Genomic DNA, 23,325 nt, shown 5'->3' with positions numbered 1-23,325 from the left:
TCCGGCAATCCCGGGGATTCGCCCCCGTGAACCTACGGTTACGTAGGGGGGCTCAGTGGGCGGCGCAGCTGCCGCCGCGGAGTTCGGCGAGGTGTTTCTGGATGAGGTCGGTGATTTTGGTGAGGATGGTGGTGCCGTCGTCGAAGCTGCCCGAATTGGCCTGGGTGGCAATGGCGATGGCGATCTGGCCGCCGTCCACGGGGATGAGGCCGATCTGCCGGACCAGGTAGTTGCCGTTGGTGTCGGGTCCCCAGCCGCCTTTGAACTGGGCGCCGTCGAGGTTGCCGAGGCCCCAGCGCTGACCTGCGCTGATCTTGCCCATCAGGGAGGTGACGGTATCCGAGCCGGGGAGGCAGGGGAGGTGGGCGGCGAAGGTGAGCTGGTTGGCGATGGACCAGTCGGCTTGGCCGAAGGCGGAGAAGTCCGCTCGGGCGCGGGTGGCGGGCACCGTGGTCGCGGTGTCGCCACCCTCGCGTAAAACGGCCTGGACAGTCTGCGCGGCGGCCTCGGGCGCGCCCAGCGACTGCCATAACGTGTCCGCGGCCGTATTGTCCGAATATTCAATGGCATTGGTGGCCGCGCCGATTTCCCCGGCATTGGCGCGCAAGGCAGCCAGGCTCAGCGGCACCTTCATGGTCGACCAGGCCGGACCGGTGGTCCAATCACCCAGTTCCACCACCTGGGTACTGCCCAGCGGCAGTAGCCCCACCCCGACCTTGCCGGCCAGCGTCGGTTCCAGCTGATTCACGAAATCCCAGGCCAGCGTGCCCGGCATGGCCGCGACGCTGGCGGGCGGGGCGCTGGTCGGGGCGATGGCGGCGGCGCTCGCTTTGTCCGGCACCATGACCGGCTTGCTACTGCATCCCGGCAGCGCGACTGCCAGCAGCGCGACCGCCCCGAAAACCGCGGCCCGCGAATACCGTGCGCTCACGCCGTAACCTCCATCATCCCGGTGTGTCCCTGCTTCCTACGGGACACACCCGCCCCCGTCAATCGCAAGGATTGTGGTGCGGTGGGAGGACCATGGTCAAATACCGTGCGTATTGCCGGGTTTCGGAAGTTCGCGCACAGCGGCAGTCCCACTCAGTGGAACGTCGAGGTCAGTGGTTGCACAGGCCCCCAGGCAGATCCGGCAGATGGTCGCCGATCATGAGCGCCAGCTTGTCCATCATGTCGGTGGCGTCATCGAAACTGCCGGAAGCGGGTTCGGCCGCCATGGCCACCGCGATCGGCCCGCGCAGGGTCGGGATCACGCCGAACTGCCGCACGGTGTATTTGCCGGTCTCGTCGTCGGGCCCCCAGCCGCCCTTGAACTCCGCGCCGATCAACCGCCCCAGACCCCAACTCTGACTGGGCGTTATCTCACTCATGAGCGAGATGACCGAATTCGAGGCGGGCAGGCACGGCAGCTTCGAGGCGAAACGCACCTGATCGGCCAGCGACCAATCGGTGGTGCCGAAGGCCAGCCCGTCATCGGATTCCAGGTCCGCCAGTTTGGTGTGCCGCGCCGCGACATCCGTACGGGTGTCACCGGTCTCGCGCAGCACCGCCTCCACGATGTCGGCCGCCTGACTGCCGCTGCCCAGCGAATTCCAGAGCGCCTCCGCGGCATCGTTGTCCGAGTAGGTGATTGCCGCCTCGGCGACGGACTGCATGCCGTCGGGATCCTTGCGCAGCGCGGCCAGCGCGATCGGCACCTTGATGGTCGACCAGGCGATACCGCTGGTCCAGGTGCCCAGCTGCGTCATGTCGCCACCTCCGACGGGCATGATCGCCAATCCGACCCGCCCGTCCATGGTGGACTGCAGATCGGCGAAATCCGCCGCGAACGTGACATTGTGCGGCAGCCCGAACAGTTCCGGCAGATCCGAGGCGGCCAGGGACATGCCCGGCAGCGCCTCGGTGTTCGCGGCCTGGACGATCCGCGCGACATGCACGGGAGCACCCCCCGGGACACGCGGATTGAAACTGCAAGCGGACACCGCGAACATAGCTGCCAGCGCCAGCCCCGCCGCAATACCGTTGCGACAGGACGGAATCCGGTCAGTAGACATACACCACCGCGTTCTCACCACCGATGCAGGTAACCAATTTGCCTGCCGCACTGCAATTCATCGTGTAAGGCCGGTTCGTGACCGGGCTGACGACCACCACACTCGTCGTCACCCCCGTCTGTCCCGACGTCGCCTGAGCATAGGCCCGGCGCACCTCTTCCGCGAAAGGACAACTTGTGACAGTATTCCCGATCGCGGAATTGTTGTAGCCGTTGAGGTTTCCGTACACCACCGAGCACGGCGTCGCGCCGGCGGGCAACTGTACCGCAGTTGTCGTCGGCGCCGCCGACGTCGTTGTCGGACCTTTGTTTTGGGACGGCGGCAGGGTTACTCCACCCGGATTTCCCTGTACCGCTGTCGTACCCGGTGATTCGTTGCGGGAGCCGTCGAGGACTTGCCAGCCGATGGTGCCGACGATCGCGATGATCGCGATCACCAGCACACCGAGCGACAGCGGTACCGCGATCGACTTACCGCGGCGCGGACGCCGGGACGGCGGACGCGGCGTCTCGACCCGCGGATGATCCGCTGTCGGGTAGAGCGACGGATCCGGTGCGGGCGCATACGGAAAGTCCCGCTGCTGCGCCTGCGCCTGCGCGTGCCCCCAGGCCGCGCGTTCCTGCGCATCCTCGGGCAGTGGCGTGAAGTGAAAGTCGCTGACCCGCACCGTGGTCGGATCCGACGGCACGATGACCAGTTCGCCGGTCTCCGGCGGTTCGGGCTCGGTCGCGGGGAAACCGCCGGTGATGAAGGCCGGGAAGGCGCCCGTATTCGGTTGCCGCAGCGTGGGATCCGGTCGCTGGCCGCGCTGGCCCGGCGCGTTCGGACCGGCATTCCCGGTGGGCGGGCGGCCGCCCGGACTCGCGGGAGCCGAGCCGGGACCCCGGACCGTCTGCGCGCCCGGGCCGCTGATCGGACCCGGTCCGGCGGGCGGCTGACCGGCCGGTCCGCGGGCGCCGCCCAGGCTGGGCATGATGGTCGTCTCCGCGGCGGGCGGCACGGTGCGCGCGGGCGGCAGCATCTCCGTCGGCGGTGCGACCACGCCCCCGGCGAGTGCGGCCCGTGCGGCGCGGGCGAATTCGCCCGCCGTCAGGAACCGTCCGTTCGGATTCTTGGCCAGGGCTCGCGCCACCACCGAATCCAGCGCCGGCGGAATCCCGGATCGCTGCAGACTCGGCTGCGGCGGCGGATCGGACAGATGCGAGCGGATCAGCACACTCATGTTCTGCGCCGGGAACGGCTTGACGCCCGTGAGGCATTCGTGCAGCACGCAACCCAGCGAATAGATATCGGCGCTACCCGTGACCGGACCCGAATCGAACCGCTCCGGCGCCATATAGGCGTAGGAACCGACCGCGGTCCCCGTCACGGTGATGGTGGTGTCACCCTCCGCGCGCGCGATACCGAAATCCGCGAGATATGCGAAATCGGCATCGGTCACAAGAATGTTGGCGGGCTTGACATCCCGGTGCACCAGCCCCGAGTAGTGCGCCGCGTCCAGCGCGGCCGCGATCTGCTCGACAATACCGACCGCCCGGATCGGCGACAACGGGCCTTTGACATCCAGCATCGTGCGCAGATCGTGCCCGCGCACCAGCCGCATATCGATGTAGAGCACACCATCGATCTCGCCCCAATCGTGGATGGGGATGATGTGCGGTTCGGCCAGCCGCGCCGCCGCCTGCGACTCGCGGCGGAAACGTTCCTGGTAGGAGGGATCTTTCGCGAGATCGGCGGGTAGCAGTTTGAGCGCGACTATCCGGTCCTTGACGGCATCGTAGGCCTCGTAGACCTCACCCATCCCGCCCCTGCCCAGCAGCGCGCGCAACTCGTACGGACCGAAACGGCTACCGGCCCGCGATGGTGGTGCATCCACCCCGTCCAAACCTCCAACTCCAGGGAGGGTCGCGACGAGATCATTCGCCACCCGGCCCTCAGGAAGTGGATTCTCCCGGTGCGACTACGCCGTGGTCAAACGCAAACACGATCGCCGCCGCCCGATCGCGTAACCCCAGCTTCCCGAAGATGTGCCCCACATGGCTCTTGACGGTTACCTCCGAGATACCCAGCGTGCCCGCGATCTCGCCGTTGAGCCGCCCGCGGCCGATCAACTCCAGCACCTCGAGCTCGCGGACGGTGAGATCGGTGAGCCGGCTGTCGCCCGGCGCGGGCACGGGACGCGCCGAACGATAAGCCGACAGGACACGCGGAGTCACCGACGGATCCAGCCACGATCCACCCGTGGCGACCGTGCGCACCGCGCGGATCAGATCCTCCGCGGGGGAATCCTTGAGAATGAAACCGGCCGCCCCGGCACGTAATGCGCCGGACAGTAATTGGTCATCATCGAACGTTGTGAGAACCAGCACAGGCGGCGCCTCCGCGCACGTGCGCAGCGTCCGCGTCGCCTCGATGCCGCCGATCCGCTTCATCCGCAGATCCATCAGCACCACGTCCGGGCGCTGCGCGGCCACCGCCGCCGGCACCTCGTCGCCGTCCGCGCACTCGCTCACCGCGAAACCGTCACGCCGGCGCAGGATCCGCCGCAAACCGCCGCGCACCAGCTCCTGATCGTCGACGACCAGGACATCTATCAACTTCTCGTCCGGCCGATCGCTCACTGTTCACCCTCTCCGCGCGGACCGTCCGCCGCCGGCTTCCGAATCATGGAGAACAACATCGTGCGCACATGCTCCTCGGCCGCGGTCGCGAGACATTCGAACTGCCCGGACAACGGAATCCGGGCGACGACCCGCCAGCGGTCGCCGTCGGCCGCCGACGACAAGGTGCCGCCGAGCAATGAAATCCGCTGCTGCATACCGGAAATACCCATACCGCGCCCCGGTCGCGGGAGCACCCCGGGCGGCAGCGGGTTGGTCACCGTCAAGGTGATTTCCCTGCCGGACATCTCGATTCGCAGTCGCGCGCCGATGCCGGGCGCGTGCTTGGCGATATTCGCCAGGGATTCCTGGCAGATCCGGTACAGAGCGAGACCGACTCCCGCGGACACTTCACGGGCATTGCCGGTCATCCGGAAATCGATCTCCATTCCCGCGCGCACGAAATCCTGGATCAGGTCGGGAATATCGTCCAGTCCGGGCTCGGGAGTCTGTGGCGAGGGATGCTGGCCGAGCAGCCCGACCGTGCGCCGGATATCGGCCATGGCCTGCCGGCCCAGCCGCTCGGCATCGGTGAGCGCGTCGACGGCCTCGTCCACATCGCGGTCGGTCTGCAGGGCATGCCGGGCGGCCGTGACGTGCAACAGTGTGATGCTCAGCGAATGCGCGATGACATCGTGCACCTCACGGGCGATCCGGCGACGCTCGTCATCGGCAGCTTGCACGGCTCGTACCGCCTGGTTCTCTCGCTCCTGGTAGAGATAGCGCCGCTGGTAGTTCATCATCTGCCCGGCCATCCAGCCGCAGGCCACGGCGAAGGTCCAGATCGGCATGCCGATGTCCAGGTGGCCGATGGTGTGGAAGAACCACAGTTCCGCGACCATCGCGCAGGCCACCGGGATGCTGACGAGCAGCGACCCGAGCGCGGCGATCTCTCCGGCGGCGGCGACCAGGATGAACGGCGCACTGTCGGTCGGCACCGGCTGGGCCAGGAACAACGCTGCCGCGCACATGGTGAACCCGCCGATCACCAGCGGTTTCGGCAGCAAGCCGATGGCCACGTAGAGCGGTCCGGTCAGATTCGCGAGCAGCAGCGCCAGAATGGGCAGGCTGCTGGGGAAATACGCCCACGAATAGCGCTGGAACACCGCGATGACGCTGACCGCGAGCAGGATCAGCTCGATCAGCACGACCACATTGGCCGGGTAGCCGAACTGCTCCGCATGACGACGGAACTCGTCGGCCGGATGCCGCAGGAACAGCCCGATGCGCCCGCGACCGGCCTTCACCTCGGCGCGCAGCTCCCGCAACGCCTGCCCGACCGCTTGCGGGGTGGCGCTGGTCACGTTCATTCTGCAAGGCTAATCGGCGAGTTCGACGGCGTACATCGTTCGACGGCAGGGGTCCCGTCTCCTACCGGGGTAGGAGGTCAAGTCGCGTCCACGGCACGACGACAGGGACTCGGCGCGTCCGTAGCGTTCAGGACATCGGCACAGCACCCGGAATCGACCGGGCGCGTTACGAAAGGTTGGGGGCCATGTCTTGGAAAGACCTGCACGCTCGCACCGATATCCTGCACGCCGTCCTGGACCGGGCGGCTCGCAGTGATTTTGAACTGAACCCCACTGATCCCAAGCTCTTCGACAACCTACCGGAGCTGGAACGGCTCTTCGGCGGCCCCGACGGCGTCCTGCTCGCGCTGCGCCACCGGTGGGACAACCACTTGAATGTGAAACTGGATCACGCACTGGCGCAAGGCAAATCGGCGGTCGACGTCTACCTCGAACTGTCCGCCGAACAGCCCGCGCTGCGCGCCATCCTCGACATCTACGACACCGCCCATCATCACCGCAGTCCACGTACACGCGCCATGGCCAGCTGAAGCCACAGCCGGCCACGAGGGGAACGACATGCTGGAATTGACCGACGTCACCAAGGAATACCGGGTGGGCGAGCAGACCGTGCGCGCTCTGGACGGCATCAGCCTGACCATCGCGGCGGGGGAGTTCACCGCGATCATCGGCCCGTCCGGATCGGGCAAGAGCACCCTGCTGCACCTGCTCGGCGCGCTCGACTCACCCGATTCCGGCTCGATCCGCTTCCAGGGCAATGAGATCGGCGGACTCGACGACGACCGGCAATCCGAATTCCGGCGGCATCAGGTCGGTTTCGTCTTCCAGTTCTTCAACCTGCTACCCACGCTGTCGGCCTGGGAGAACGTCGCCATCCCCAAACTGCTGGACGGGACCGGCCTGCGCAAGGCCAAGCCCCGCGCCCTCGAACTGCTCGACCTGGTCGGGCTCGGCGAACGCGCCGACCACCGGCCCGGCGAACTGTCCGGCGGTCAGATGCAACGCGTCGCGGTCGCCCGCGCCCTCATCATGGACCCGCCGCTCATTCTCGCCGACGAACCCACCGGCAACCTCGACTCCAAGACCGGCGCCGCCATCCTCAAGCTGCTCGGGGACATCACCAAGGAGGGCAACTCCGTGGTCATGGTCACCCACGACATGGGCGCGGTGCGGTACTGCGATCGCGTGATCACCCTGCGCGACGGGCACATCGGTTCCACCGAACGCGTGGAGCGCGGCGACGACGGTGAAATGCGGACCGTGCCGGAAGAACTGACCACCTCCATTCCCGCCGCCAACGGCGCATCGCCCGCAGCGGACTCCGAAGGCTCCGAGGCCGCCGAGGACTCCGGCACGGTGCACGCATGATCCGCGCCGCCTGGGATCGCCTGCGGCTGTTCAATATCGGTGAACTCTTCGCCCACCGCGGGCGCACCATCATGTCGATGGTGGTCATGGGAGTCTCCGCCGGACTGCTGGTGTCGGTCTTCAGCATCTCCGGGTCCATCACCGGATCCGTCGACAAACTCACCCACAGCCTCGGCGGCAATGCCGTGCTCGAGGTCAGCGGCGTCACCGACGCGGGCTTCGATCAGACACTGCTGCAACAGATCCGGACGGTGCCCGGCGTGGCCGCCGCGGTGCCGATGATCCGGCAGCCGATCGGCGCGGACGCCGACCGCGCCCTGCTCATCGGGGCCGACCAGAGCATCTCCCAACTGGGCACCTCCCTCGATGGGGCGCTGAAAGATCAAGCGGGCAAACTGCTCACCGTCCCCAATGGCGTGCTCCTCGGCAAGGCCATGGGACACCAGCCGGGCGACAAGTTCCAGCTCGGCACCCTGACCGCCACCGTGGCGGGCGTCCTCGACGACGACGCCGCGGGCCGGATCAACGGCGGCCATATCGTCATCGCCCTGCTGCCGGTGGCGCAGAAGATCACCGGCCGGGTCGGCCGCCTGGACTCCGTGCAGATCGTCGCCGCGCCGAATACCGATGTGGGCAAGCTGCGTTCGGCGCTCACCGATGCGGTCGCCGGTCGCGCTGTCGTCGCCGATCCCGCGCTGCGCACGGCGCAGGCGAGCAGTTCCGTCATGCTGGTCAGCTACGCGACGCTGGCCTCCGCGGCCGCCGCGCTCGTCGTCTCTTCCTTCCTTATCTATAACGCCATGAGCATGGCTGTCGCGCAACGCCGTCCGATGCTGTCGCTGCTGCGCGCCATCGGCGGCCGCCGCGGGCCCATGGTGCGTGACCTCATCGCCGAGGCGGCGCTGCTCGGACTGTTCGGCGGCGCGATCGGCTCGGTCATCGGAATCTTCATGGGCCGCCAGGCAATCAACCAACTGCCCGCGGCCATCCTGAACTCCGTCGAATCCCGCACCGAGTACCAGGTGCCCGGTTACGCGGTTCCGGTGGCCATCGCCGCCTGTGTGCTGGCCAGTATCGCCGCCGCCGCGATCGCGGCCCGGCAGGTGTACAAGGTCGCGCCCATCGAAGCCCTCGCCCCGGTCGGCACCTCCACCGCGGACGCCGTGAAACCCGTATTGCGCTGGACCGCGGCAGTACTCGGCCTCGCCATGGTGGTCGGCGCGGTGATCGTCGCCAGGGCCGACGTGGGCAAGCTCTCGATGGCGGGGATCTCCCTCGCCATCGTGGGTTCCGTCATCCTCTGTTTCGCCGCGACCGAACCGATCGTGCGCGCTTGCGCGGCCATCGCCCGCCTGTTCGGCGCGCCCGGCGCGCTCGGCGCCACCACCGTCGAACGCGCCCCGCGCCGGGTCTGGGCCACCGCCATGACGGTCATGATCGGCGTCACCGCCGTGGTCTCCATCGGCAACGCCACCCGCAATATGGTCTCCGCGGCCGGCGACAGCTTCGAAGGCCTTGCCAGTACAGACATTTTCGTCAGTCCCACCTCCATGGCCCAGTTCCCGACCGGCCCGCTGCTGCCCTCGGACCTGAAGGCCACTCTCCAGAAGATCCCCGGCGTAGCCGATGTCGGCTCCGCCCAGATGGCCTTCTCCACGCTCGGCTCGGGCCGAGTCATGTTGCAGGCCTACGAAGGCGGCGCCGCCCGCACCTCCGCCCTCGACGGCGTCAGCCAACCCGATCTGGCCCGTATGGCCGCGGGGCAAGCCGTCGTGATCTCCCGCGACATAGCCCGCACCCTGGACCTCCACCCCGGCTCGTCCCTGGATCTGCCCACTCCCACCGGGATTCACAAGGTCCAAGTCCTGAAGGTGATCCCCTACTTCGCCGCCATCTCCGGCACGGTGGTCCTCGACCTCGATGTCATGCGCCAGTGGTACCAGCGCCCCGGCGAAACCATCCTCGGCATCGACTTCGCCTCCGGCGCCGACCATGCGGCCGTCATGTCCGCCGTCCGCGCCGCCGTCCCCGCCGATATCCACGTGACCACCGGAAAAGACGCTGTCACAGCGATTTCCAGCAGCGTCCGCCAGGGCACCTCGATCAGCAACGCCATCCTCTGGATAGTCGTCCTGGTAGCCACGGTCGCCCTTCTGAACACGTTGATGCTCTCCGTCCTGGAGCGCCGCCGAGAGCTGGGGGTCTTCCGGGCCATGGGCACCAGCCGCCGCTTCCTCCTCCGCACGGTCCTCACGGAAGCCGCGGGCATCGGCATAGTCGGCGCCCTCCTGGGATTGGCGGCCGGCTCCGGCACCCACTACCTGGCCACCGTCGCCCTGGGCCACGCCATCGCCCTCGACATCCCCTACCACCCGACCCCGCTGCTGTTGGTCTACGCGGTAGTGGCCTTGATCCTGGCGCTGCTCGGTTCCATCCCGCCCGCGGTCCGAGCTTCCCGCCTCCCGATCATCGAGGCCATCGCGGTGGACTGAGTAGACCCTTGTCGCTGGGGTCGAGGACCACGCCACCGACCGTCCTGGCCCCGGCCACGTTTCGAATGCCAACGCCCGCATGGTGTCCCGCACCTAGAATGCTCCGCAAGACCGCCGGTGCGTTCGCAGGGTGGTCGGCTCGAAGGAGTGGGCGTGCATTTGCGGGCTGGGGTGGATTTCGCGGGGTACCGCATTATCGAGCTGCTCGGATCGGGGGGCATGGGGTCGGTGTACCTGGCCCACCATTATCGGCTGGACCGGGTCGTCGCATTGAAGGTGCTCGGCGAGGCCCTCGCCGCGGATGACAAGGCGCGCATCGCTTTCGAGCGAGAAGCGATGGTGGCGGCGCGCCTGGACCACCCGAATATCGTTCCGGTCTATGACCGCAGCAATCCCGATGATCCGGCGCTCTGGTTGTCCATGCGGCACATCGAGGGCGGCGATGCCGCGAAGCTGCTCCGTACCTCGCCGGGCGGGCTGCATCCGGAACGGGCGGTCCGGCTGATCACCGATGCCGCGAACGCGCTCGACTACTCACACGGACTGGGTGTGCTGCACCGTGATGTGAAGCCCGCGAATCTGCTCATGGACGTCGATCCGCGGACCGGCGAGCGCGCGGTGCTCACCGATTTCGGCATCGCCCGCACCCTCGATGACACGGTGACCCTCTCCGCCGTACCGGCCACTCTGGCTTACGCCGCGCCCGAGCGGTTCTCCGACGAACCCACCGACCATCGCGCCGACATCTATTCCCTGGGCTGCACGCTGTTCCAGATGCTGACCGGCAGGCAACCATTCCTCCGCGCCGATCAGGCCGCGCTCATCGCCGCCCATCTCACCGCCCCACCGCCGTCCGCGCACGCGCTGCGCCCCGAGCTGCCGGTCGAGCTGGACGATGTGATCGCCACCGCGCTGGCCAAACTCGCGGACGATCGGTACGACAGTTGCCTGGCCCTCGCCGAGGCCGCTGGCCATGCTCTCGGAACAGTCGGCTCCGCACCGAAAGTGCGGCGGCCGAACCCGATACCGCAGCCGCCACCTGCGCCCGGCCTGCTTCCGGGATCCGTGGACAGCACGGTCACTCCGGCGGCAATGCCTGCCGGTTCACCTGCGGGGCAGCCCGGCGGTTCGACTCGCCGGAACCGTATCTTGGCGGCTCTCAGTGTCATCGGCGTTGTCGCACTGGCCACTACGGCGGCGGTGCTGGGCTTCGCCTACGGTCCCGGCGACAAATCGGCCGGGACGTCCGTGAAGTCGTCCACGACCGACAGTCGAAATCCCACGGCAACAACGACATCCACCGCATCATCGAGTTCGGCGACGCAGATCGCGCTGGAAGCGGTGAATTGGGGCGCGGCCGTGGGTCCCATGCTGAACTGCGGCGGTTACCCCAGTGGTGAAGGTGTCGGAACAGTCGTCAAACAGGTCTCCTATGCCGATCCCGCCCCTGACACCCATCTGGCGATCGTCCTGGCGAACTGTGACGCAGGCGCCGGCAGCCCACCTGCCAACCTCATGGTCTTCGACCGCGCCGACTCCGCCAAATCCGCCCACCTGCTCGAGACCCTGATGAATCCGAAATTCGAGGCTGCCCTAGCGAATTCCTTCACCTCCGCCGGCACCACAATCCAAATGCCGGTCTACGAATACTCCTCCGCCGGAGTCCCCAACTGCTGCCCCGACAAGCACTTCACGGTGAAATGGGAATGGCAGGGCACCAGCTACGACCGCCGCGGCTGACCGGCCATCGACGAGACACCGTCCGGGCACATACCGGAGCCGGTGGTCTACGCCGTCGACTGAGCCCTTGCACCAGCGCCGACCAGCCACACATAGGATGGTCGGCATGAGTGCAGCCACGGTGGAGTTGATGGATTACTCCGACGTCATTGATCGGTACGAGCCGGTGATGGGCATGGAGGTCCACGTCGAGCTGGGGACCGCTACCAAGATGTTCTGCGGATGCCCGACCACGTTCGGCGCGGAACCGAATACGCAGGTGTGCCCGGTGTGCCTCGGGTTGCCGGGGTCGCTGCCGGTGGTCAACGAGAAGGCGGTGGAGTCGGCCATTCGGATCGGGCTCGCGCTGAACTGCTCGATCACGCCGTGGGGGCGGTTCGCGCGGAAGAACTACTTCTACCCGGATCAGCCGAAGAACTACCAGATCAGCCAGTACGACGAGCCGATCGCGACCGACGGCTACCTGGATGTGCTGCTCGACGACGGCTCGACCTTCCGGGTCGAGATCGAGCGCGCGCACATGGAAGAGGACACCGGTAAGTCGCTGCACGTGGGCGGCGCGACCGGCCGCATTCACGGCGCCTCGCACTCGCTGCTGGATTACAACCGGGCGGGTGTGCCGCTCATCGAGATCGTCACCAAGCCCATCGAGGGCGCGGGGGAGCGGGCGCCGGAAGTGGCGCGCGCCTACGTGACCGCGCTGCGCGAGGTGCTCAAGTCGCTCAACGTCTCCGATGTGAAGATGGAGCAGGGCTCGCTGCGCTGCGACGCCAACCTGTCGCTGATGCTCAAGGGCGCCAAGGAATTCGGCACCCGCACCGAGACCAAGAACGTCAACTCGCTCAAGAGCGTCGAGGTCGCGGTGCGCTACGAGATGCGGCGGCAGGCCGCGGTGCTGACCTCGGGCGGCGAGATCCTGATGGAGACCCGCCACTTCCACGAGACCGACGGCACCACCTCCGCGGGCCGCATCAAGGAGACCGCCGAGGACTACCGCTACTTCCCGGAGCCCGACCTGGAGCCCGTCGCCCCCGACGCCGCCTGGGTCGAGGAGCTGCGCGGCACCATCCCGGAGTACCCGTGGCTGCGCCGCGCCCGCATCCAGGCCGAATGGGCGCTGTCCGACGAGGTGTTCCGCGACCTGGTCAATGCCGGTGCGCTGGACCTGATCATCGCGACCGTCGACGCCGGCGCCTCGGTGGAGGCAGCCCGCGCCTGGTGGGTCAACTCCCTCACCGAGAAGGCCAAGGAACGCGAGGTCGCCCTCGAAGACCTGCCCATCACCCCGAAGCAGGTCGCCGAGCTGGCCGCGCTGGTCGAGGCCAAGACCATCAACAACAAGGTCGCCAAGCAGGTCGTCGACTTCGTGCTCGCCGGTGAAGGCGAGCCCGCCGCCATCGTCGAGGCCAAGGGCCTGGGCATGGTCTCCGACGACTCCGCCCTGCAGTCCGAGGTCGAGAAGGCCCTCGCCGCCAACCCGGACATCGCCGACAAGATCCGCTCCGGCAAGGTCCAGGCCGCCGGCAAGGTCGTCGGCGACGTCATGAAGGCCACCCGCGGCCAGGCCGACGCCGCCCGCGTCCGCGAACTCGTCCTCGCCGCCTGCGGCGTCGAAGGCTGACCTTCTTCGAATCGAAAAGAGCTGTGGCGCACGGCAAAATTTGTGCGTCACAGGCGTTTCCGGCACACGAGTCCGCGGCGCGCGAGTCGGCCGCGCCGGCCGAACGGAATGCGTTGCGCGGGCGAGGACCGCGGTCGGGGCCGTGGCCCGCTCCCCTCCGCGTGCGGCGCGCGATCATAGGGTTGACCCTCACACGGTGTGAGGCCATAGACCTGGAGGAGTCATGTTCAGTATCGGAGACTTCGCCAGGTTCGGCCGGGTATCGGTGCGAATGCTGCGGCATTACGACGAGATCGGTCTGCTGACGCCGATGCAGGTCGATCCGTCGACCGGGTATCGGTTTTACGCGGCCGGTCAGCTGGCTCGGCTCAATCGGATCGTCGCGCTCAAGGATCTGGGGTTCACCTTGCAACAGGTGGCGGATCTGCTCGACGGCCGGCTGACCGCGGATCAGTTGCGCGGGATGTTGCAGTTGCGGCGTGCTCAGCTGGCCAACCAGGTCGCCGCCGACACCGTGCGGCTGGCGGGCGTGGAGGCGAGGCTCCGGCGTATCGAAAGCGAGGGGCAGATGCCCGAGAACGAAATCGTCGTCAAGACCGTCCCGGCCCTGGTGCTGGCCGAACTCACCGATATCGCGCCGGAGAACGGCGATGCCGTCCTGGGCCCGATCATCGGCCGCCTGTACGAACGGCTCGGCAAGCTCATCCCGGAGGCGGGCCTCACCATCGCGGGCCCGTCGCTCGTCTACTACGAGGTCATCGACGAAGGGCTGCGCGTGCACGTCGCCCATCAGGTCGCGGGCACCCCGATCGCGGGCACCCTGGACCTGCTGGAGTTGCCCGCCGGCGAGGCCGCCACCCTGGTGCACCGTGGACTGCTGTGCGATCTCCCGCCCGCCTGCGACGCCGTCGGCCGCTGGGCGGACGAGAACGGTTACACCGCAACCGATCCCATCCGCGAGTTCTACCTCGTCAGCTCGGAGGATCCCGCCTCCGATCAGTGGGTCGTCGAAATCCAGCTCCCTGTACAGCGTCAGGCCGTCTGATCCCTGAAAGGCAGTGCGGCGCACGGCAAAAGCCGTGCGCCGCACTGTGTGGAGTGGTCAGGCGGCACTGTGTGGAGTGGTCAGGCGGCAGTGCGTGGCGCGATCAGTCGCGGGTGCCGCCGCCCTTACCGTCGTTGATCGGAATGCGAACGACCCGGTCGTCGTACTGATTGGGATTGCCGTCCGGCTTGTTGACCGTCGCCACCCAGATCATGCCGTCGCCGCCGATGGTCGCGCCGTCGAGCCGCCCGTACTTGTCCTGCGCGATCAGCGAGGGCGCCGCCGTGACCGCATGCGTGTCCTTGTCCGCGGTGGCGAGCGCCAGCGCCTTCTGATTGGTCAGCGAGATCGCCACCGCATCGGTCGCCGCGGCACAACCGGCCACACCCGGATGATCGGGCCAGGTCCACGCCGTCTGCGCCACCCCGTCGGGGCCGACGCGCTGCAAACGATCCTCGGTCGCCGTGCGGTCGGTGATCCAGATGGTGTCCTTGTGGTCCGAGCACACCCCGCCCGCGACGCCGATCCCGGAGATCATGACGTCGGCGGTGGACCCGGGCGCCGGCGAATTGATGCCGAGCAGTTTGCCCGCCAGTGAACTCACATCGGCGGCCGCCGACGGATTGCCCGCGTCACCGGTCAGCACCAGCATCCGATCCGGCGTGTGGAAGTCGATCGATCCGCGATTACCGGTGGTGCCCTTGGGAATTCCGGTGAGAATCGGTTTCGGGTCCCCGCCGCCCTCGGTATTGATCCGCACCACGCGGTTATCGCTCGCGGTGGTGATGTACGCGTAGATCAGCCCGTCCTCACCGAAACTGGGGGACAGGGTCAGCGCGGTGATACCGCCGTCCCCCGTCGGATCCACATCCAGCTTGGCGACTTCCACCGGCGCGGGCGGTACCCCCTGGTCGGTGGCCACCACCTTCAGAATTCGGCCCGTGGTGCGTTCGGCCACCAGCGCGGTCCCGTCGGGCAGGGCGACGATGCCGCCCGTGGTGTCCAGGCACGAGACCACCACCAGCGGATCGGGATCCACGCACGGCAGGTCCGGGCGCTTGGCCGCGCTGGGCGGGGCCTTCGGAGTGCTGGTGCCCTGATCGGCGTCCGTCCAGGTCGGTTCGGCGGTGAACTTGCTGGAGGCGCGATCGTCGAAGCTCGCGCAGCCGGAGGACAGCAGCACGGCGCCGAGCGTCACGCCCAGCACGATTTTCCGTGCGCCCACCCCGACCCGGCCCGCGGCAACCAAACTCATGCTCCAGACGTTACGGAAAACCTGCCGCCCATGCGCGGACGGGGGTGACTCATTATGTCGAGGCGGCCTGAATCGGACATCGGACACGCCCGGTAACTGTCGTGTGTCCGGTGCTTCGGGCGCATACTCTGACCGGCGTGACAGAGAAGCCGAACGAGCCGTCAGCCGGCGTGCCGGGCAGCCCGGCGCTCGATCAGATCGCCGCTGCGGTCACCGAGCCGTCCGCTGCGGCGCCCGCATTCCCGCGGCCGGTAGGTGAACCGGTCCGCAGTCCCTTCGATTCGCCGACCGAACAGTTCGCCGCCACCGGCGACAAGGTCACCGAGAAACTGCCGCGCACCGATGAGGAGCTCGGCCTCGACCCCGAGGTCCCGCTCTACTCGGAGCTGAAGAACTCCATCCCCGGCGCCGCCAACAGCAATACGGCCGAACCGTCGCCGACCTATTCCTTCGCCAGCATCCCGCCCGCTCCCACGGGCTCCACGGAACCGACCACCAAGCTGCGCCGCCGCGACGACCGCCGCGGCACGCTGGACTTCGGACTCCTGTTGCTGCGCTTGGTGGTCGGCGGCACCTTCATCTATCACGGCCTGCAGAAGGCCTTCGGCTGGTTCCACGGCCCCGGCTTCGACGGCATCAAAACCGCCATGGAGCACGGCGGCTGGAAGGAAGTGAACCTAGCCGCGCCCATGTTGATTGCGGGCGAACTCGGCGGCGGCATCCTGGTCGTCCTCGGCCTGGCCACTCCGCTCGCCGCGGGCGCACTCGTCGCGGTGATCCTGGACGCCTGGATGTGGAAAGAGGCCGCCGCTACCGGATTCCAGTACAAGAACGTAGAACTGGAATCCATCCTCGCGGGCACCGCGGCCGTCATCATCTTGACCGGCCCCGGCCGCCTCTCCTTCGACCGCAACCGCGGCTGGGCGACTCGTCCGTTCCTCGGTTCCTTCGCCGCCCTGATAGCGGCAATCGCCGCAGCCATAGGCACCTGGTTCTGGCTGCACGGCGGCAATCCACTGCACGGCATCGGCCCCTGGAAATAGCTGTCCCCGAACACAAACCGGCCGGGATGATCCAAGATCATCCCGGCCGTTTCGTATTCCCCTGGAAGGGGGTTCGGGGGAAGCCCCCGAAATCCCTTCCCCCCTTCAGGGGTTCGCGGGGGCTTGCCCCCGCGAACCCGCCCTCACCACTGGGTCGTGGTGAACCGCTGCCATTCCTCGAACGTTTCCTGGTGCAATCGCATCACCTGTCCGGACTTGGCATCGATCTGGTCGTGCAGGAACGCGCGATGTGCGTCGATCCGCAAAGCCTCGTCGGGCGTCGCCATGAACTCCGTGGAGGCCAGTTCACGCGACTCCCCGGCTAGCTCCTCCGCCTCGGCGAGTAGCACCCGGGCCTGGGCGTTGCGGGCGTCGCAACGTTCCAGCATCGCCGAGTACTCGGCCAGCATGGTGTCGGCCTTACCGATGTATTCGATTGTCATGCCCCTGCATTCCTCCTACGGCACGCGCCGGACTGCACCCTTGTCTGCCGAGGTAGCCAGTGCGGCGTACGCGCGCAGCGCCGTGGTGACGGGCCGATCGCGTTGCACCGGCTGCCAAGGCCGTTCGGACGCCTCCATTTTGGCGCGTCGCTCCGCGAGAACCTCATCGGGGACCAGCAATTCGAGGGCACGCGTGTGCACGTCGATCTTGATCCGGTCGCCGTTCTCGATGAGACCGATGGCGCCACCGGCCGCGGCCTCGGGCGACATATGCCCGATGGACAGGCCCGATGTACCACCGGAGAAGCGTCCGTCGGTGATGAGCGCGCACACCTTGCCGAGTCCGACGCCCTTCAGGAAGGAGGTGGGATGCAGCATTTCCTGCATGCCCGGCCCACCCTTGGGACCTTCGTAGCGAACCACGACCACATCGCCCGGCTGGATCTCCTTGGCGAGGATCTTCGACACCGCGTCCTCCTGCGACTCGACCACGACGGCCGGTCCCTCGAAGGTGAACAGCTCCTCATCGATGCCCGCGGTCTTGAGGATCGCGCCGTCCGGTGCGATATTGCCGCGCAGCACGCACAGCCCGCCCTCGACGGTGTAGGCGTGTGCCATGTCGCGGATGCAGCCGCCCTCGGCGTCGGTGTCCAGCGACGACCAGCGGTTCTCGGTGGAGAACGGCACCGTGGTGCGCACCCCGCCCGGCGCGGCGTGGAACAGCTCGATGGCTTCGTCAGAAGCCTTGCCGCTGCGGATGTCCCAGGTGTCCAGCCACTCGTCGAACGAGGCGGTGTGGACCGTGGTCACGTCGGTTTCCAGCAGCCCGCCGCGGCGCAGCTCGCCGAGGATGGCCGGAATGCCGCCGGCCCGGTGCACGTCCTCCATGTGGTAGTCGGAGTTCGGCGACACCTTGGACAGGCAGGGCACGCGACGCGAGATCTCGTCGATGGTCTGCAGATCGAATTCGATCTCACCCTCCTGCGCGGCGGCGAGGGTGTGCAGCACGGTGTTGGTGGATCCGCCCATGGCCACATCGAGGGCCATGGCATTGCGGAAGGCCTTGGCATTGGCCACGTTCCGCGGCAGCACGGAGGCGTCGTCGTCGCGGTACCAGCGGTTGGCGATATCCACGATCACCCGGCCGGCGTTCTGGAACAGCGCGCGGCGCGCGGCGTGCGTGGCCAGCGTGGAGCCATTGCCCGGCAGCGCCAGGCCCAGCGCCTCGGTGAGGCAGTTCATGGAGTTGGCGGTGAACATGCCGGAGCAGGAACCGCAGGTCGGGCAGGCGGACCGCTCGACCTCGGAGAGCCCGTCATCGGTCACGTTCGGCGAGGCGGACGCGGAGATGGCGGTGATGAGGTCGGTCGGCGCCTGCGCCACACCGCCCACCACGACGGCCTTACCGGCCTCCATCGGTCCGCCCGAGACGAACACGGCCGGGATGTTCAACCGCATGGCGGCGTTCAGCATGCCGGGAGTGATCTTGTCGCAGTTGGAGATACAGACCAGCGCGTCGGCGGTGTGCGCATTGGCCATGTACTCCACGGAGTCCGCGATGATCTCGCGCGACGGCAGCGAGTACAGCATGCCGCCGTGACCCATGGCGATACCGTCGTCCACCGCGATGGTGTGGAATTCGCGCGGCACCCCACCGGCCGCCCGTACCGCCTCGGCCACGATTTCGCCGACGTCCTTCAGGTGCACGTGGCCGGGGACGAACTGGGTGTAGGAGTTCGCAATGGCGACAATCGGCTTGCCGAAGTCGGAGTCGGTGAGACCGGTGGCGCGCCAGAGGGCGCGAGCGCCCGCGGCATTGCGGCCTGCGGTGGTGGTGCGTGAACGAAGCGGTGGCATGGCTATAGGTCCTCGGATTCTCGTCGCAGTGGGCTGTTTAAAGCGACTGCACCGAATACTTTCGATGGACCTACAACGTTAGTCCTCGACGGATTCCCGGTCGTCTTCCGGTTCCTCGTCGTCCTCGGGTTCGGCGAACGGATCGGGAATTCGCCCGCCGGATGCTGCGACGAGATCACGCAATCGGTCGTATCCGACTGCGGGCAAGGTCACATCGCTCTCATCGGTGAGGTGCACCCGCAGGAATCCGCGCTTCGGGATCTTCAGTCCCTGCACCTCTGACCAGTCGATATGCCGTCCGCCGAACATGGTCCGGGTATCGATTCCCGACTCCGACACCGTGGTTCGCGTCCGTTCGATCCACACCGCCACCGCGAGCGGGATCGCGAACAGGATCCACAGCACCGCGGGCCACCCGAAGAATGGGAAGGCCACGCAGAAAAGCAGCATGAACACCCCCACATGGGCGAGCCGGGGAAGGCGGATCACGCGACCCGTGTCCGATCCGGTCTCGGCGGTATGGGAAGATTCAGCAGGTGGCACGGACTGATGCTGTGAGGACACACCCATATCCTTGCATCACGGTGAACGAACCCGAACAACCGCACTGTCTCACATAATGGGACCCAATAGGTCAAGTGTTTGACTGAACGACTCACGCACGCATACCGTCGTGCGCGTGAATCGAATCGAGTTGCTCGTAATCGGCCGGCGCGTCCAGCGCTGAGCCGACGACTGTAGGTCAATTACGTCAGCTCGCAGCTGCGACGCGCCACCCTCGAACAGCCATGCTGTCGAGGGCTTTTTTGTGTTCAGGCAAGTCCCCTTGGACTGGAACGACAAGCAGTAAGGAACCAAGACGGTGAGCGCACCTACCGCCCGGCCCGGGCCTTCGGCCCGCAGGCCCGCGCCCTCGGCCCAGCCGACCGCGGCTCCGGCCGCCCCGAATCGACGTCAGGTCCCGCCCGAGCGGGTCACCGGCGCGCAGTCTGTTGTCCGCTCGCTCGAGGAGCTCGGCGTCGACACGGTATTCGGTATTCCGGGCGGTGCGATTCTTCCCGTCTACGACCCGCTGTTCGACTCCACCAAGGTGCGCCACGTGTTGGTGCGTCACGAGCAGGGCGCCGGGCACGCCGCCACCGGATACGCGCAGGCCACCGGCAAGGTCGGCGTCTGCATGGCGACCTCCGGCCCGGGCGCGACCAACCTGGTGACCCCGATCGCGGACGCGCAGATGGACTCGGTGCCGCTGGTGGCGATCACCGGCCAGGTCGGCCGTTCGCTGATCGGCACGGATGCCTTCCAGGAAGCCGACATCTCCGGCATCACCATGGCGTGCACCAAGCACAACTTCCTGGTCACCGACCCGATCGACATCCCGCGGATGATCGCCGAGGCATTCCACCTGGCCGCCACCGGCCGACCGGGCGCGGTGCTGGTCGACATCCCGAAGGACGTCCTGCAGGCGCAGACCACCTTCTCCTGGCCGCCGGAGATGCGGCTGCCCGGATACCGTCCGGTCACCAAGCCGCACGGTAAGCAGGTGCGCGAGGCCGCCCGCATGATCATGGAGGCCAAGGCCCCCGTGCTCTACGTCGGCGGCGGCGTCATCAAGGCCGACGCGTCCCCGGAACTGCTGGAACTGGCCGAGCTGACCGGCATCCCGGTGGTCACCACCCTGATGGCGCGCGGCGCGTTCCCCGACACGCACACCCTCAACATGGGTATGCCGGGCATGCACGGCACCGTGGGAGCCGTTGCGGCACTGCAGCGTTCGGATCTGCTGATCACCCTCGGCGCGCGTTTCGACGACCGCGTCACGGGTCAGCTGGACTCGTTCGCGCCGAACGCCAAGGTGATCCACGCCGATATCGACCCGGCCGAGATCGGCAAGAACCGCCACGCGGATGTGCCGATCGTCGGTGACTGCCGCGAGGTCATCACCGAGCTGATCGAGACCCTGAAGGCCGACCCGGCCGCGGGCAAGGCGCCGCTGCTGGAGCTCACCGACTGGTGGAAGTACCTGAGCGGGGTCCGCGACAGCTACCCGCTGGGCTGGAAGACCCCGTCCGACGGTTCGCTGTCGCCGGAGTTCGTGATCGAGAAGCTGGGCCAGATGGCAGGTCCGGACGCCATCTACTGTGCGGGCGTCGGCCAGCACCAGATGTGGGCCGCGCAGTTCATCAAGTACGAGAAGCCGCGCACCTGGCTGAATTCCGGTGGTCTGGGCACCATGGGTTACTCGGTGCCGGCCGCCATGGGCGCCAAGATGGGCATGCCGGACCGTGAGGTCTGGGCCATCGACGGTGACGGCTGCTTCCAGATGACCAATCAGGAACTGGCCACCTGCGCCGTCGAGGGCGTGCCGATCAAGGTCGCGCTGATCAACAACGGCAACCTGGGCATGGTTCGCCAGTGGCAGACGCTCTTCTACGAGAAGCGCTACTCCAACACCGATCTGGGCACGCACACCCTGCGCATCCCGGACTTCGTGAAGCTCGCGGAAGCCTTGGGCTGCCACGGAATTCGCGTCGAGAAGGAAGAGGACGTGGAGGCCGCGATCCGCGAGGCGCAGTCCATCAACGACCGTCCCGTGGTGATCGATTTCATCGTCGGCAAGGACGCGCAGGTGTGGCCGATGGTCGCCGCCGGCACCTCCAACGACGAGATCATGGCCGCGCGTGGCATCCGCCCGCTGTTCGACGACGACGAGTCGATCTCCGAGCCGGCCGTGATCCACGAAGCCATGTCGCACGAGCAGGCGTCGGTGTCCGCGCACGAGCGTGCCGCCGAGAAGGGGACCCAGGAATGAGCACCACCCACACCCTCTCCGTGCTGGTGGAGGACAAGCCGGGCGTGCTGGCGCGCGTGGCGTCGCTGTTCTCCCGCCGCGGCTTCAATATCGAGTCGCTCGCGGTCGGCGGCACCGAGATCCCGGAGATCTCCCGCATGACCATCGTGGTGACGGTCGAGGATCTGCCGCTCGAGCAGGTCACCAAGCAGCTCAACAAGCTGGTCAATGTCATCAAGATCGTCGAGCAGGACGCGGACGCCTCCGTGGCCCGCGAGCTGATCCTGGTCAAAGTGCGCGCCGACGCGAGCGTCCGGACGCAAGTCATAGAATCCGTTAACTTGTTCCGCGCTAAGGTCATCGACGTGTCGCCGGACGCCCTCACGGTGGAGGCGACAGGCACCCGCTCGAAGCTCGATGCGCTGCTGCGCATGCTGGAGCCCTACGGGATCCGGGAGATCGTCCAGTCCGGTGTCGTGGCCGTCGGCCGCGGACCGAAGTCGATCACGGCAACCCGCTAAACACAGATAAACGAATCCAGAAGGGAACCAATAACAGTGGCAGTCGAGATGTTCTACGACGATGACGCCGATCTGTCGATCATCCAGGGCCGCAAGGTCGCTGTGATCGGCTACGGCAGCCAGGGCCACGCGCACTCGCTGAGCCTGCGCGACTCGGGCGTCGACGTGCGCATCGGCCTCAAGGAAGGTTCGAAGTCGCGCGCCAAGGCCGAAGAGGCCGGTCTCACCGTCGGCACTCCCGCCGAGGTGTCGGAGTGGGCCGACGTCATCATGGTGCTGGCTCCCGACACCGCGCAGGCGTCGATCTTCACCAACGACATCGAGCCGAACCTGAAGGACGGCGACGCGCTGTTCTTCGGCCACGGCCTCAACATCCACTTCGGCCTGATCAAGGCCCCGGCCAACGTCACCGTCGGCATGGTCGCCCCCAAGGGCCCCGGCCACCTGGTGCGTCGTCAGTTCGTCGACGGCAAGGGCGTCCCGGCCCTGATCGCGATCGATCAGGACCCGACCGGCAACGGCCAGGCCCTGGCCCTCTCCTACGCGAAGGGCATCGGCGGCACCCGCGCCGGCGTCATCAAGACCACCTTCAAGGAAGAGACCGAGACCGACCTCTTCGGTGAGCAGGCCGTGCTGTGCGGCGGCACCGAGGAACTGGTCAAGACCGGTTTCGAGGTCATGGTCGAGGCGGGCTACGCCCCCGAGATGGCCTACTTCGAGGTCCTGCACGAGCTCAAGCTGATCGTCGACCTGATGTACGAGGGCGGCATCGCCCGCATGAACTACTCGGTGTCCGACACCGCCGAGTTCGGTGGCTACCTGTCGGGCCCGCGCGTCATCGACGCCGGCACCAAGAAGCGCATGCAGGACATCCTCAAGGACATCCAGGACGGCACCTTCGTCAAGCGCCTGGTCGCCAACGTCGAGGGCGGCAACAAGGAACTCGAGGGTCTGCGTAAGGCCAACGCCGAGCACCCCATCGAGGTCACCGGCGCCAAGCTCCGCGGCCTGATGAGCTGGGTCGACCGCCCGATCACCGAAACCGCCTGAGGTTTCCCGGGTTTCAGCGACCCGCCGGGCCTGTCGGCCCGGCGGGTCGCTTGTATTCGAGGAGGTTGTCCTGCC

The 23,325-nt window shown here is 67.3% G+C and carries 19 protein-coding genes; 10 read left to right on the top strand and 9 right to left on the bottom strand.

Translation table 11 applies throughout. The annotated features are described in order from the left end of the window. Positions 1–52: 52 nt before the first annotated feature. The 5 genes from ACIP5Y_RS04310 to ACIP5Y_RS04290 form a co-directional block, all read right to left on the bottom strand. A complete protein-coding gene (locus tag ACIP5Y_RS04310; RefSeq protein ID WP_400347451.1) occupies positions 53–931 on the bottom strand; it encodes a hypothetical protein in 879 nt (292 codons plus the stop codon). Between the two features lie 169 nt (positions 932–1,100). Next, a complete protein-coding gene (locus ACIP5Y_RS04305; RefSeq protein WP_400347449.1) occupies positions 1,101–1,937 on the bottom strand; it encodes a hypothetical protein in 837 nt (278 codons plus the stop codon). A gap of 106 nt (positions 1,938–2,043) precedes the next feature. Beyond that, positions 2,044–3,930 carry a protein kinase gene (locus tag ACIP5Y_RS04300; RefSeq protein ID WP_400347447.1) on the bottom strand — a complete coding sequence of 629 codons (1,887 nt, stop codon included), beginning with the start codon at positions 3,928–3,930 and terminating at the stop codon, positions 2,044–2,046. A gap of 58 nt (positions 3,931–3,988) precedes the next feature. Continuing rightward, the gene (locus tag ACIP5Y_RS04295) at positions 3,989–4,675 is read right to left on the bottom strand and encodes a response regulator (protein WP_400347445.1); all 687 of its coding nucleotides are present in this window, start codon (positions 4,673–4,675) and stop codon (positions 3,989–3,991) included. Beyond that, positions 4,672–6,024, bottom strand: coding sequence for a sensor histidine kinase (locus ACIP5Y_RS04290; protein ID WP_400347443.1), 1,353 nt, complete (start codon positions 6,022–6,024; stop codon positions 4,672–4,674). Before ACIP5Y_RS04290 ends, ACIP5Y_RS04295 begins: the two co-directional genes overlap by 4 nt. A gap of 185 nt (positions 6,025–6,209) precedes the next feature. Between ACIP5Y_RS04290 and ACIP5Y_RS04285 the strand changes: the two genes are divergently transcribed. The 6 genes from ACIP5Y_RS04285 to ACIP5Y_RS04260 all read left to right on the top strand — a co-directional run bounded on the left by ACIP5Y_RS04285 (position 6,210) and on the right by ACIP5Y_RS04260 (position 14,290). Then, positions 6,210–6,554 (top strand): hypothetical protein, encoded by a 345-nt coding sequence (locus tag ACIP5Y_RS04285; RefSeq protein WP_400347441.1) that lies wholly within the window; start codon positions 6,210–6,212, stop codon positions 6,552–6,554. Between the two features lie 28 nt (positions 6,555–6,582). Beyond that, positions 6,583–7,392, top strand: a complete 810-nt coding sequence (locus ACIP5Y_RS04280; protein ID WP_400347439.1) for an ABC transporter ATP-binding protein — start codon at positions 6,583–6,585, stop codon at positions 7,390–7,392. Further along, a complete protein-coding gene (locus tag ACIP5Y_RS04275; protein ID WP_400347437.1) occupies positions 7,389–9,884 on the top strand; it encodes an FtsX-like permease family protein in 2,496 nt (831 codons plus the stop codon). Before ACIP5Y_RS04280 ends, ACIP5Y_RS04275 begins: the two co-directional genes overlap by 4 nt. Before the next feature lie 153 nt (positions 9,885–10,037). Continuing rightward, positions 10,038–11,624: a serine/threonine-protein kinase gene (locus ACIP5Y_RS04270; RefSeq protein ID WP_400347435.1), complete on the top strand. Its 1,587-nt coding sequence runs from the start codon at positions 10,038–10,040 to the stop codon at positions 11,622–11,624. A 106-nt stretch (positions 11,625–11,730) separates the two neighbouring features. After that, on the top strand, positions 11,731–13,245 hold the full coding sequence (gatB, locus tag ACIP5Y_RS04265; RefSeq protein ID WP_400347433.1) for an Asp-tRNA(Asn)/Glu-tRNA(Gln) amidotransferase subunit GatB: 1,515 nt from the start codon (positions 11,731–11,733) through the stop codon (positions 13,243–13,245). A 223-nt stretch (positions 13,246–13,468) separates the two neighbouring features. Beyond that, the gene (locus tag ACIP5Y_RS04260; protein ID WP_400347432.1) at positions 13,469–14,290 is read left to right on the top strand and encodes a MerR family transcriptional regulator; all 822 of its coding nucleotides are present in this window, start codon (positions 13,469–13,471) and stop codon (positions 14,288–14,290) included. A gap of 103 nt (positions 14,291–14,393) precedes the next feature. Here ACIP5Y_RS04260 and ACIP5Y_RS04255 read toward each other — a convergent pair whose 3' ends face one another. Beyond that, positions 14,394–15,545, bottom strand: a complete 1,152-nt coding sequence (locus ACIP5Y_RS04255) for a PQQ-dependent sugar dehydrogenase (protein ID WP_400347430.1) — start codon at positions 15,543–15,545, stop codon at positions 14,394–14,396. 137 nt (positions 15,546–15,682) lie between these two features. Here ACIP5Y_RS04255 and ACIP5Y_RS04250 point away from each other — a divergent pair, with 137 nt between their 5' ends. Next, positions 15,683–16,588 (top strand): DoxX family protein, encoded by a 906-nt coding sequence (locus tag ACIP5Y_RS04250; protein WP_400347428.1) that lies wholly within the window; start codon positions 15,683–15,685, stop codon positions 16,586–16,588. Between the two features lie 143 nt (positions 16,589–16,731). On the opposite strand, the gene ACIP5Y_RS04245 is transcribed toward ACIP5Y_RS04250, so the two are convergent. The 3 genes from ACIP5Y_RS04245 to ACIP5Y_RS04235 all read right to left on the bottom strand — a co-directional run bounded on the left by ACIP5Y_RS04245 (position 16,732) and on the right by ACIP5Y_RS04235 (position 19,377). Beyond that, positions 16,732–17,031 (bottom strand): hypothetical protein, encoded by a 300-nt coding sequence (locus ACIP5Y_RS04245; protein WP_397002887.1) that lies wholly within the window; start codon positions 17,029–17,031, stop codon positions 16,732–16,734. 15 nt (positions 17,032–17,046) lie between these two features. Then, positions 17,047–18,888: a dihydroxy-acid dehydratase gene (gene ilvD / locus ACIP5Y_RS04240; protein ID WP_400347426.1), complete on the bottom strand. Its 1,842-nt coding sequence runs from the start codon at positions 18,886–18,888 to the stop codon at positions 17,047–17,049. A gap of 78 nt (positions 18,889–18,966) precedes the next feature. Further along, positions 18,967–19,377 (bottom strand): PH domain-containing protein, encoded by a 411-nt coding sequence (locus ACIP5Y_RS04235; protein ID WP_400347424.1) that lies wholly within the window; start codon positions 19,375–19,377, stop codon positions 18,967–18,969. A gap of 373 nt (positions 19,378–19,750) precedes the next feature. On the opposite strand from ACIP5Y_RS04235, the gene ACIP5Y_RS04230 reads away from it, so the two are divergent. Genes ACIP5Y_RS04230 through ilvC form a run of 3 tightly spaced genes read left to right on the top strand, consistent with a single transcriptional unit; the run spans position 19,751 to position 23,250 of the window. Continuing rightward, on the top strand, positions 19,751–21,700 hold the full coding sequence (locus tag ACIP5Y_RS04230) for an acetolactate synthase large subunit (RefSeq protein ID WP_400347422.1): 1,950 nt from the start codon (positions 19,751–19,753) through the stop codon (positions 21,698–21,700). Then, positions 21,697–22,200, top strand: a complete 504-nt coding sequence (ilvN, locus tag ACIP5Y_RS04225; protein ID WP_397002879.1) for an acetolactate synthase small subunit — start codon at positions 21,697–21,699, stop codon at positions 22,198–22,200. The genes ACIP5Y_RS04230 and ilvN overlap by 4 nt, the downstream gene beginning before the upstream one ends. A gap of 48 nt (positions 22,201–22,248) precedes the next feature. Beyond that, positions 22,249–23,250, top strand: coding sequence for a ketol-acid reductoisomerase (gene ilvC / locus ACIP5Y_RS04220; protein WP_400349120.1), 1,002 nt, complete (start codon positions 22,249–22,251; stop codon positions 23,248–23,250). Positions 23,251–23,325: the final 75 nt, after the last annotated feature.

The sequence above is a fragment of the Nocardia sp. NPDC088792 genome (assembly GCF_044750615.1).
In the GTDB taxonomy this organism is placed as follows: Bacteria; Actinomycetota; Actinomycetes; order Mycobacteriales; family Mycobacteriaceae; genus Nocardia.
Note: the sequence above shows the minus strand (reverse complement) of the source record. Positions and strands in the feature narration are given on the sequence as shown.